The organism is Streptomyces synnematoformans (assembly GCF_039531005.1).
Classification (GTDB): Bacteria; Actinomycetota; Actinomycetes; order Streptomycetales; family Streptomycetaceae; genus Streptomyces; species Streptomyces synnematoformans.
Genome location: NZ_BAAAPF010000252.1, coordinates 1 through 10,539 on the forward strand (window position 1 = coordinate 1; position 10,539 = coordinate 10,539).

Consider the following 10,539-nt stretch of genomic DNA (forward strand, 5'->3'; position numbering starts at 1 on the left):
GGCCGCGGGTGCGGCCGGCTCGGCGGCGGGCTGCGGGCCGTCCGGCGCCGGGGGCGCGGCGCGCGCGCCGGCCGGCGTCTGGGTCGCTGCCCCCTGGTTACCGGCGGCGGCGCCCGGCTTGTAGTCGGCGAAGAAGTCCCACCAGGCCCGGTCCACGGAGTTCGGGTCCTGGAGGTACTGCTGATAGATCTCGTCGACGAGCCACTCGTTGGGACCGAACGCCGCGGCAGGGTCCCGGCCCTGGCTCGGCTCTTCGGTTCGGACGCTCGACGAGCCGCTCGACGAGCTGCTCTTAGGGGACTGTGACGACACGGCGGCAACCGCCCTCTTCCGCTTCACAAGGTGATGGACAGCGGAAAACAAGGCTACGCCTCCGGAGCAGGTACGTGCAGGCCGCACCCGCCGGAGGTCGCGCAAGTCACAATGCGAACGTGGTTTGGGCTCCGAATCTGGCGGGAATCAGAAAGAGTTTGCCCGCGTTCGGCATGGGGGCATCGGGGCGGTGGCGCCGCGCCCCGTCCTCGTGCGGGGCAGTTCACCGGCTGCTCTTCCGCCGTTGCGCGTCCGTTCCCACGCTCGGCCGAGGTCAAGTGTAGGTCAAGTCACGAACGGGCGTTAACCGGGAAGGGTGAGCCTGATCCGGCAGCCGCGGGGTGATTCGGCCACCCCGATCCGGCCGCCGTGCAGATCCACGGCCCAGCGCGCGATGGCCAGCCCCAGCCCGGTGCCGCCGCCGTCCGCCCCGTGGTCGCCGAGCGCCCCGCTCTCCCGGCCGCGGTTGAAGCGCTCGAAGACCCGGTGCCGCTCGGCGGCGGGGATGCCGGGGCCCTCGTCGAGCACCTCCACCTCCAGCCCGCCCGCCTCCGTACCGGAGCGGGCACGCACGGTGACCCGGCCGCCGGGCGGGCTGTGTTTCACGGCATTGTCGATGAGGTTCGCCATCGCCTGGTGCAGGCGCTCGGCGTCGGCCCGTACGACCAGCTCGGGCGGCCACACGTCCAGCTGCAGCCGTACGTCGCCGCGCCCCCGCGGGCCGGGGCCGAAGTGCGCCTCCTTCAGCACGCCCGCCAGATAGGGCTCCACCGCGAAGCGCCGCAGCCGCAGCGGCACCACCCCGCTGTCGATCCGCGACAGGTCGAGCAGCTGCTCCACCAGCCGGCCCAGCCGCTCCGTCTGGCGCAGCGCCGTGCGCATCGTGTCCGGGTCGGCCTCGGAGACGCCGTCCACGACGTTCTCCAGCACCGCGCGCAGGGCGGCGATCGGGGTGCGCAGCTCGTGCGAGACGTTGGCGACCAGCTCCTTGCGGTGCCGGTCGACGGACTGCAGGTCGGCCGCCATGCGGTTGAACGTCTGCGCCAGCTCGCCGAACTCGTCGCGGCGGCGGGTGGCCAGCCGGGCGGTGTAGTCGCCGTGCGCCATGGCCCGGGTGACCGCGGTCATCTGCACCAGCGGCGACGTCAGCCGCTGCCCCACGAACTGGGTGATGAGCAGCGAGGCGATGAGCGAGAAGACCGTGATCAGCCGGACCTCCGTGGAGGAGCGGATCGCCACCCACACCAGCCCGGTGGCGATCACCACCGAGCCGATGACCAGGGCGCCCAGCGCGGCGTTCACCGAGCGCAGCGGGTCCAGCGGGCGCAGCGCGTCCCACACCCGGCGCCAGAACCCGGCCTCCGCGCCGCCGTCCGCCGCCGTCATGTGACCGGGGTCTCCAGCGCGTACCCCACGCCGTGCACGGTACGGATCCGCTCCGCGCCTATCTTGCGGCGCAGCGCCTTGATGTGGCTGTCGACGGTGCGCGTCCCCGAGGCGTCCTCCCACTCCCAGACCTCCACCAGGAGCTGCTCGCGGGACAGCACCGCCCGCGGCTGGTTCGCCAGACACGCCAGCAGCTCGAACTCCGTCGGCGTCAGATGCACGTCGTCCCCCCCGACGCGCACCCGCCGCTCGGTGTGGTCGATCTCCAGCTCGCCCAGGCGCAGCGTGTCGTCCCGGGCGGTGCCCGCCGCCTGCGTGGCGCGCTCCACGCGGCGCAGTAGCACGTGCACCCGCGCGGCCAGCTCCCGCATGGAGAACGGCTTGGTCATGTAGTCGTCGGCGCCGACGCCGAGGCCGACGAGCATGTCCGTCTCGTCGTCCCGCGCGGTGAGCATCAGCACCGGCACGAGCCGCTGCGCCTGCACCCGCCGGCACACCTCAAGACCGTCGAAGCCGGGCAGCATCACGTCGAGCACGAGCAGGTCGGGCGCCCACTCCGCGGCGGTCGTGACCGCCGCCGGGCCGTCGCCGGCCGTGCGTACCTGGAAGCCCTCGGCGCGCAGCCGCGCCGATATCGCCTGCCCGATGGTCGGGTCGTCCTCGACGACCAGCACCCTGCGCTGGGCGCCGGGCGTCACCGCGGCCGCGTGGTCAGCGCGGCCGTTCAGGGCTTGTCTGTCTGCCATGTTCTCGTGGCCCTCGCGTCTCTTCCCCGTAGGCCCTCCGGTTCCGTTAGCAGCGTATGGGGCGGTGACACGCCTCGGCTACGGGAAACGGACAGCTCCGGGCCGCGTTCCGCCCCCGGTGTCCGGTGGGCGGACGGCGAGGTGGACGGCGTCCGGTGCGCCGCGGCGTACCGGGATCTCCTCGGTACGTACGCCGGTGAAGCCGGCGGCGCGGAGGGCGTCCTCGAACTCCGGCGAGGGGCGCGCCGACCAGACGGCGAGGACGCCGCCGGGGGCGAGGCGGTCCCGGCAGGCGGCGAGGCCGGCGGGGGCGTAGAGGCCGGCGTTGCCGTCGGTGACGGTCCAGTCGGGGCCGTTGTCGATGTCGAGGCAGATCGCATCGTAGAGGGCGCGGAAGGAGCGGGGGGCGATGGCGAGGTGGTCGAGGAGGTCGGCGGCGACGAGTTCCACGCGGGGGTCGGCGAGGGCGGGGCCGCTGAGGCTCGCGAGGGGGGCGCCGGGCGCGGGGCCCGTGTGCCAGTCGATGACCGCCGGCTCGCGTTCGACCACCGTGATACGCGCCCACCGCGGGTCCGCCGCCGCCTCGGCGAGCGAGAAGCCGACGCCGAGCCCGCCGATCAGCACCGCCGGTGCCGCCGTCGCCGGGTCGAGCGCCTCCGCCGCCGCCCGGATCAGCAGTCGCTCCGAGCGGCCGTCGGAGGTGTCCATGAGGAAGACGCCGTTCGCGATGATCTCGTGGTGCGCGCCGCGCCGCCGCAGCACGACCTCCCCGTACGGGCCGGACCTGCGGTCGACCGTCACGGCGGGGCCCCCGTCGTTCTCGCTGCTCATGGCCCCATCCTGCCCGATCGCTGGCAGCGAACAGACGGCCGGGAACACCACGGCCCCGCTCCGGGTTGAGCCCATGTAACTCAACTTGCATGCCGAAGGGGAGATCAATGGCTACTGAGTCCCGCTCGAACACGCCGCTGGCCCTGCCCGTCCTGCCGCTCGACTCCGCCGACCAAGACGTCGTGCTCCCCGGCATGGTCGTGCCGCTCGACCTCTCGGACCGCGAGGTGCGGGCCGCGGTCGAGGCCGCGCAGGCCGCGGCCCGCGGCAGCGGACACAAACCACGGGTGCTGCTCGTCCCACGGGTCGACGGCACCTACGCGGGCACGGGTGTCCTCGGCCGTGTCGAGCAGGTCGGCCGGCTGGCCGACGGCGACCCGGGCGCGCTCATCCGCGGCGTCACCCGGATCCGCATCGGCGCCGGCACCACCGGCCCCGGGGCCGCGCTGTGGGTGGAGGGCACGGAGATCGAGGAGTCCGTACCCGATCCCGTTCCCGGCGCCGTCGCGGAGCTGATGAAGGAGTACAAGGCGGTCGCGACCGACTGGCTGCGCAAGCGCGGCGCCTGGCAGGTCGTCGACCGGGTGCAGCAGATCGACGACGTCGGCCAGCTCGCCGACAACTCCGGCTACTCGCCGTTCCTCACCGCCGAGCAGCGCCTGGAACTGCTGGAGACCACCGACCCGGTGGCCCGGCTCAGGCTGGCCACGCAGTGGCTCAAGGACCACCTGGCCGAGCAGGACGTCGCCGAGTCCATCGCCAAGGACGTCCAGGAAGGCGTCGACAAGCAGCAGCGCGAGTTCCTGCTGCGGCGCCAGCTGGAGGCCGTACGCAAGGAGCTGCGCGAGCTGAACGGCGAGCCCGACGGCGAGGAGTCCGACGACTACCGCGCCCGGGTCGAGGCCGCCGACCTCCCCGAGAAGGTCCGCGAGGCGGCCCTGAAGGAGGTCGACAAGCTGGAGCGCAGCTCCGACGCCTCGCCCGAGACCGGCTGGATCAGGACGTGGCTCGACACGGTCCTGGAGATGCCGTGGAGCGAGCGCACGGAGGACGCGTACGACATCACCGGCGCCAAGGAGATCCTGGACGCCGACCACGCGGGCCTGGAGGACGTCAAGGAGCGCATCACCGAATACCTGGCCGTGCGCAAGCGCCGCGCCGACCGGGGCCTGGGCCTCGTCGGCGGCCGGCGCGGCGGCGCCGTGCTCGCGCTCGTCGGCCCGCCCGGCGTCGGCAAGACCTCGCTGGGCGAGTCCGTGGCACGGGCCATGGGGCGCAAGTTCGTCCGGGTCGCGCTCGGTGGCGTCCGCGACGAGGCGGAGATCCGCGGCCACCGGCGCACGTACGTCGGCGCGCTGCCCGGCCGCGTCGTGCGCGCCATCAAGGAGGCCGGGTCCATGAACCCGGTCGTGCTCCTCGACGAGATCGACAAGGTCGGCTCCGACTTCCGCGGCGACCCGGCCGCGGCCCTGCTGGAGGTCCTGGACCCGGCGCAGAACCACACGTTCCGCGACCACTACCTGGAAGTCGAGCTGGACCTGTCCGACGTCGTCTTCCTCGCCACCGCCAACGTCCTCGAAGCCATCCCCGAGGCGCTGCTGGACCGGATGGAACTGGTCCGCCTCGACGGCTACACCGAGGACGAGAAGGTCACCATCGCCCGCGACCACCTGCTGCCGCGGCAGCTGGAGCGCGCGGGCCTGGAGCCCGGCGAGGTCGCCGTCGAGGACGACGCGCTGCGGAAGCTGGCCGGCGAGTACACCCGCGAGGCGGGCGTGCGGAACCTGGAGCGCGCCCTCGCCCGGCTGCTCCGCAAGATCGCGGCGCAGCACGAACTGGGCGACGCGAAGCTGCCGTACCCGGTCGGCGTCGACGGGCTCCGCCCGCTGATCGGCCGCCCCCACCACACCCCGGAGTCCGCCACCGACCCGGCCGAGCGCCGCACGGCGGTCCCCGGCGTGGCGACCGGCCTGGCGGTGACGGGCGCCGGCGGCGACGTGCTCTACATCGAGGCGTCGCTGGCCGACCCCGAGTCGGGCGCGTCCGGGCTGACCCTGACGGGACAGCTGGGCGACGTGATGAAGGAGTCGGCGCACATCGCGCTCTCCTTCCTCCGCTCGCACGGCGCGGAGCTGGAGCTGCCGGTGGCCGACCTCAAGGACCGGGGCATCCACCTGCACGTACCCGCGGGCGCGGTCCCGAAGGACGGCCCGAGCGCGGGCATCACCATGACGACGGCACTGGCGTCGCTGCTCAGCGGGCGGCAGGTGCGCACGGACGTGGCGATGACCGGCGAGGTGTCGCTGACGGGCCGGGTGCTGCCGATCGGCGGCGTCAAGCAGAAGCTGCTGGCGGCGCACCGGGCGGGGGTCACCACGGTGATCATCCCGAAGCGGAACGAGCCGGACCTGGACGACGTGCCGGCGGAGGTCCTGGAGAAGCTGGAGGTCCACCCGGTCTCGGACGTCCGCCACGTCCTGGACCTGGCCCTGACCCCGGCCGGCGCGACGGCCGACGCCGCGGCGCCGGGCGGGCACGACCGCCAGGAGGTCCCGCTGGCGGCCTGACCCCCGGCGCCCCGGCGCCGCGCAGGCCCGCCCCGCAGACACGGCCCCTCCCGACCACCCACCCGGGAGGGGCCGTTCGGCGTGCGGACGGCGGCGGCTGCTGGAACCGTTCGCGCGTTGATAGCGTCGTGTCACTCAACGTCCCCGAACCGCCGCTGGAGTCGACGTGGTCCGCCGCCCCTACCGCTCAGCCACCCTCGCGGCGGTCGCCGCCGCGGCCCTGCTGGTCTCCGCGTGCGGGGGCGACGACTCCGGATCGTCGGACGACAAGATCGAGGGCGCGTCGAAGAGCAGCCCGGCGGCGTCGCCGTCCGCGCCGGGTACGGACGCCGACGCGCCGGAGATCGAGCTGCCGCAGAGCGTGGAGCTGGTCTTCGAGGGCTGGGAGTCGGACGACCCGGAGGAGCAGGCGGTGCTGGACTCCGGCGCGCAGCGCCAGCGGGCGACGTACGAGGCCATCACGCGGAATCCGCCGAACCCGAACACGGAGTTCATCGCGCTCTACAACATGAAGGGCACGGGCGCCTGGACGTCCTTGCAGGAGTGGATCGGCGAGTTCAGGGACGCCGGCGCCACCGTGGAGGGCACCTTCCGCTTCTTCGCCCCGGAGGTGAAGGTCGCCGACAACGGCACCACCGCCAGGCTCCGCTTCTGCTCCGACGAGCGCGAGGTGGACCAGAAGAACCGGGAAACCGGCAAGGTCCTGACCCAGGCGGACCCGTACGAGTACGTCGAGTACCGCACGACGCTGCAGAAGAACGACGAAGGCGCGTGGCAGACGGCCGACGTCACCAACCACCGGGACGCGTGCGACGCGGGCGGGCTGTCGCCATGAGGTTCCGCAGACCGGCGATCCTCCCCGTCGCCGCGGCGGTGCTGTTGCTGCCGCTCACGCAGCACGCGTCCGCCCAGGACGGCATCGGCCTGGAGGGCGACAACGATCCCGACGAGGGGACCCTCAGCGCCACCGCCACCCAGGTCGTCGTCCGGCAGACCTCGGGCGGGGGGCAGGGCGGGCAGCCCATCAGCGCGGTGGACACGAACTGGACGCCGCCCGCCTGCTGGCACGAGCCGGTGGCCAGCCCGCGGGAACTGCGGGACGCGGTCGAAGCCATCGACAACCAGGACCTCGTCCCGGTCAACAGCAGCCTGCGGTGGGGCACGGACCTCATGCACGAGCACTACCGCGACGGCGGCGACGGGAACCCCGAGAACTACGCCATGGACCGGCAGGGCGACGGCATGTGGTGGCGCGCCGTGCGCAACCCCAACCGGGTGGACGACGCCGCGGCGCGCGAGTGCGACGACCAGCTCATGTTCTGGGCCGACGAGACCGCCGCCCCCGACGTCCCCACCGCCATCACCCCCGAGATGCTCGCCGAGTACGCCTACGACTCCATCAAGGTGCCCGACACCGAGATCGAGATGCAGCCCGCCGACGACCGGCTCAAGGTCAACCTCCCCACCTGGATCTGGCAGGAGCCTGCCTCCTTCGACGAGGTGCGGGTACGGGCGGAGCTGCCCGGCACCGGGCTGTACGCCGAGACCACCGCCACGCCCACGAGCCTGCGGCTCGACCCGGGGACGGAGGACGCCGTCGTCCACCCGGAGGGCGGGGAGTGCGCGATCGGCGACGACGGCGGCGTCGGCAGGAAGTACGGCGGTGACGACGGGGCCGTGCCGGCGTGCGGGATCACGTACCACCGCTCCAGCGAGGCGGCCGGCGGCTCGTACGCGCTGAAGGCGTCGATCAGGTGGGAGGTCGACTGGACCGGCACGGACGGCGCCGGGGGCGACCTGCCGGACGGCGTCTTCGAGACGACGTACGACGTGACGGTGCAGGAGATCCAGACGGTCGTGCGCTGACCGCCGGTCTCTCCGGAGGAGCAGCTCGGGAGAGACCGGCGGGGCCGGGGGCGGGTGCGCGGGGTTCAGCCGTTGTTGGCGAGGACCTGGAGGCGGTCGTAGGCGCCGTTGAACTTGTTGTGGTCGCCCACCGTGGGGCCGGTCGAGGTGTACTGCCAGAAGGTGTAGAAGCCCCAGCCGGCCGGCAGGGTGCCCGGCGAGGAGGCGTAGCGGGCGATCCACAGCGGGTGGTTGTTCGCGAAGCCGCCGTAGTTGCCGGTGCATTGCGTCCACCAGTTGGTGGTCGTGTAGATCACCGCGTAGCGGCCGGTGCGGGCGTGGTAGCGGCCCAGGAAGTCGCCGATCCAGTTGCGCATCGCGGCCTGGCTGAGGCCGTAGCACGTGGAGCCGTAGGGGTTGTACTCGATGTCGAGCACGCCCGGCAGCGTCTTGCCGTCGCGGGACCAGCCGCCGCCGTTGCTGGCGAAGTAGTCGGCCTGGGCTGCGCCGCTGGAGACGTTCGGCAGGGCGAAGTGGTAGGCGCCGCGGATCATCCCGATGTTGTACGAGCCGTTGTACTGCTGGGCGAAGTAGGGGTTCTTGTAGCCGGTGCCCTCGGTCGCCTTGTTGTACGCGAAGCGCACGCCGCTGTTCCAGAGCGCGGACCAGTTGACGTTGCCCTGGTGGCTGGAGACGTCGACGCCCTCGACGGTCGCGAGCGGGCCCGCCTCGGCGGCGCCGGGGGCGCCCGCGGCGCCGGTGCCCTCGTGGAGGCGTACGCCGGCGCCCATGTACGCCTCGCCGCGCTCGATGTCGCGCGGGTGGGGGTTGAGCCGGTCGCCGCCGGCCGCGGCGGCGGGGGTGGTCAGGCCGGCGACGAGGGCGAGGGAGGTGGCCGCGGTGGCGAGGGCGGCGGCGAGGGGGAGACGGGCGGCGCGTGGGCGGGTGCGGACTCGGGGTGACATGCGTTCCTCCGGGGGTGTGGGGGGTTCCTCGGCGGTGCCGGTGCCGGTGGGCAGAGGCGTGGAGGTGCCGGGCTCGGGGCGTGCTTGGTGTGACCATGTCACTATGTGCGGCGCCGGAGCGAAAGAGGGCCTGACGGGTGCCTTTGGTCTACGCCTGCGAAATACTGGGGGAGCTGCGGCTTCTGTCGCTTCTGAAGAAAACTTTCAGCCCGAGGAAAGCCGGAAGGGCCCCTGACGTGCACAATGCCGAGACCTCCGGAGGCGGACAGGAGAACGGGGAAAGTGGTGTGGACCACGTCTTCCTCGATCTGGAGCGCGAGTTGGCGGTCTTCTACCGCCGGGCCCGCGGCATCGCGGCGGAGATGGCCCGCCAGGTGGACCCCGGGCTCGAACCCGGCGCGTACGCGCTGCTGGCCCAGCTGGAGGGCGAGGGGCGGCGCGCGAGCGAACTCGCCGGCTACTTCAGCATCGGCAAGGCGACCGTGAGCCGGCAGCTGCACGCGCTCGAAGAGCTGGGCCTCGTCGACCGCGAGCCCGACCCCGCCGACGGCCGGGCGGTGCTCGTGCGGCTGACGGAGGAGGGGCGGCGGCGGGTGCGGAGGGTGCGTGCGGTGCGGCACGCCGAGTACATGCAGAAGCTCGCCGGCTGGGACCGCGCCGAGGTCGCCGAACTGGCCCGGCTGCTGCGGCGCTTCAACGAGCTGCGACGGTAGGGCGGCCGACGGGCGGGCCGGTCGCGGCTGCGGGCTCCCGGTCGCCGCCGGTCACAGCTCCACGAGCACCGCCGACGCGTCGTCGTGCACCTTGCCGCGGCGGTACCGGCCGCGGTCCGCGTCCGCCGCCTCCGCCGCCCGCACCTCGTCCACCACCCCCTGCGGGCCCGCCTTCCGCAGCCGGCCCTGCAGCGCCGTCCAGTCGCCGAGGCCGAACACCTCCGTCCAGCGCGTCACCCCGTCCGTCAGCGCCGTCAGCGCCGCCACCTCCGTACGCGGCACGCTGCCGGCGACCGCCCGGGCCGCGACCTCCGGGTCGGCGGCGGCGGTGAAGAAGCCGCCCTCGCGGTTGCGCATCTCCTCCGCCGGAAGGTCCCGCGGCAGCCGCGACAGCCGCAGGTCGAGCACCGGCCGCACCGCGCCGTCCGGCCGCTCCAGCAGCAGCGCGGCGTCGCACAGCACCAGGTGCTCCACCGTCTCGCCGTCCCAGCGCGCCGCCGCCACCGTGGCCTGCGGCGTACGGCGGTGCGTCAGGTCGCAGGCCGGGCCGTGGGCCGCGGCGGTGCGGCGGACGGCGTCCGCCAGGCAGTCCGCGAGGGTGCCCGCGCGGGCGCCGGCCAGCTCCAGGAACGCGCCGCCGAGCCGCGCCACGAACCAGGGCACCCCGTGTACGCACCCGGTGTCCCCGTCCCGCGGCGGCGTCACGCCGTCCAGCACCACCAGCGCCCCGCCGGCGCCGGAGGCGGGGAGGGCCACGGCGGCGTAGTCCTCGTTCGGGGCGGGGGGAGCGGCGGGGTCGCTGGCCAGTTCGATGCGCATGATCCCAGTCTGCCGCCACGGGCCGCGCGCCCCCGACGCCGGGCGGACGGCCCGGCGACTCAGGGGCAAACAATCTTCGCTCGTTCGGGTGAGTGGCGGGGCAAAGTCCGCATGCGCGGGACCCCTGCTGCGAAGGTCAACCCGCGGGACAGTGGCGCTATCGGACTCCGTTGGAAACAGTCCGAAATGAAGGGACATGGCGCCGCGGACAAAGAGTCGAAGGAGGGCGATTGCGGACCCCCGTGCAGCCGGATCGGCAGGAGGGCAGGGGCGCTCGGCGCCGGTCGCGGCGGCGGCGCGGACGGCGCCACGCTGGGCGTGCTGGTCGCGGAGGTGCACCTGGCGCGGCGCCGGG

10 protein-coding genes are annotated in these 10,539 nt (G+C 73.7%); 4 read left to right on the forward strand and 6 right to left on the reverse strand.

Features of this window, described 5'->3' with window-relative positions; genetic code table 11:
* The 4 genes from ABD317_RS27575 to ABD317_RS27590 form a co-directional block, all read right to left on the reverse strand.
* Positions 1-312 (reverse strand): 2-oxoglutarate dehydrogenase E1 subunit family protein (locus tag ABD317_RS27575; protein ID WP_344293053.1); only part of this gene is annotated, 312 nt, incomplete at its 3' end.
* 303 nt (positions 313-615) lie between these two features.
* Positions 616-1,698: a HAMP domain-containing sensor histidine kinase gene (locus ABD317_RS27580; protein WP_344293055.1), complete on the reverse strand. Its 1,083-nt coding sequence runs from the start codon at positions 1,696-1,698 to the stop codon at positions 616-618.
* Positions 1,695-2,444 (reverse strand): response regulator transcription factor, encoded by a 750-nt coding sequence (locus tag ABD317_RS27585; protein ID WP_344293057.1) that lies wholly within the window; start codon positions 2,442-2,444, stop codon positions 1,695-1,697. The genes ABD317_RS27580 and ABD317_RS27585 overlap by 4 nt, the downstream gene beginning before the upstream one ends.
* Positions 2,445-2,522: 78 nt before the next feature.
* A complete protein-coding gene (locus tag ABD317_RS27590; RefSeq protein WP_344293059.1) occupies positions 2,523-3,275 on the reverse strand; it encodes a spermidine synthase family protein in 753 nt (250 codons plus the stop codon).
* Between the two features lie 107 nt (positions 3,276-3,382).
* Between ABD317_RS27590 and lon the strand changes: the two genes are divergently transcribed.
* From lon to ABD317_RS27605, 3 genes are all read left to right on the forward strand, one after another.
* Positions 3,383-5,842 carry an endopeptidase La gene (gene lon, locus ABD317_RS27595; RefSeq protein ID WP_344293061.1) on the forward strand — a complete coding sequence of 820 codons (2,460 nt, stop codon included), beginning with the start codon at positions 3,383-3,385 and terminating at the stop codon, positions 5,840-5,842.
* A gap of 166 nt (positions 5,843-6,008) precedes the next feature.
* Positions 6,009-6,677, forward strand: coding sequence for a hypothetical protein (locus ABD317_RS27600; RefSeq protein WP_344293063.1), 669 nt, complete (start codon positions 6,009-6,011; stop codon positions 6,675-6,677).
* Complete coding sequence (locus tag ABD317_RS27605; protein WP_344293065.1) at positions 6,674-7,708, forward strand: hypothetical protein; 1,035 nt, start codon at positions 6,674-6,676, stop codon at positions 7,706-7,708. Before ABD317_RS27600 ends, ABD317_RS27605 begins: the two co-directional genes overlap by 4 nt.
* Before the next feature lie 65 nt (positions 7,709-7,773).
* Here the strand turns inward: ABD317_RS27605 and ABD317_RS27610 are convergent, their stop codons facing one another.
* Positions 7,774-8,652 (reverse strand): lysozyme, encoded by an 879-nt coding sequence (locus tag ABD317_RS27610; protein ID WP_344293067.1) that lies wholly within the window; start codon positions 8,650-8,652, stop codon positions 7,774-7,776.
* Between the two features lie 287 nt (positions 8,653-8,939).
* Here ABD317_RS27610 and ABD317_RS27615 point away from each other — a divergent pair, with 287 nt between their 5' ends.
* A complete protein-coding gene (locus ABD317_RS27615; protein WP_027753911.1) occupies positions 8,940-9,365 on the forward strand; it encodes a MarR family transcriptional regulator in 426 nt (141 codons plus the stop codon).
* Between the two features lie 51 nt (positions 9,366-9,416).
* Here the strand turns inward: ABD317_RS27615 and ABD317_RS27620 are convergent, their stop codons facing one another.
* Entirely contained in the window at positions 9,417-10,184 is a 768-nt protein-coding gene (locus tag ABD317_RS27620) for a protein phosphatase 2C domain-containing protein (RefSeq protein WP_344293069.1), read from the reverse strand.
* Positions 10,185-10,539 lie beyond the last annotated feature (355 nt).

Excerpts from the sequence above, each read along its gene's own strand:
- ABD317_RS27580 (WP_344293055.1), bottom strand. The coding sequence starts at position 1,698 with ATGACGGCGGCGGACGGCGGCGCGGAGGCCGGGTTCTGGCGCCGGGTG.
- ABD317_RS27585 (WP_344293057.1), bottom strand. The coding sequence starts at position 2,444 with ATGGCAGACAGACAAGCCCTGAACGGCCGCGCTGACCACGCGGCCGCG.
- ABD317_RS27590 (WP_344293059.1), bottom strand. The coding sequence starts at position 3,275 with ATGAGCAGCGAGAACGACGGGGGCCCCGCCGTGACGGTCGACCGCAGG.
- lon (WP_344293061.1), top strand. The coding sequence starts at position 3,383 with ATGGCTACTGAGTCCCGCTCGAACACGCCGCTGGCCCTGCCCGTCCTG.
- ABD317_RS27605 (WP_344293065.1), top strand. The coding sequence starts at position 6,674 with ATGAGGTTCCGCAGACCGGCGATCCTCCCCGTCGCCGCGGCGGTGCTG.
- ABD317_RS27610 (WP_344293067.1), bottom strand. The coding sequence starts at position 8,652 with ATGTCACCCCGAGTCCGCACCCGCCCACGCGCCGCCCGTCTCCCCCTC.
- ABD317_RS27620 (WP_344293069.1), bottom strand. The coding sequence starts at position 10,184 with ATGCGCATCGAACTGGCCAGCGACCCCGCCGCTCCCCCCGCCCCGAAC.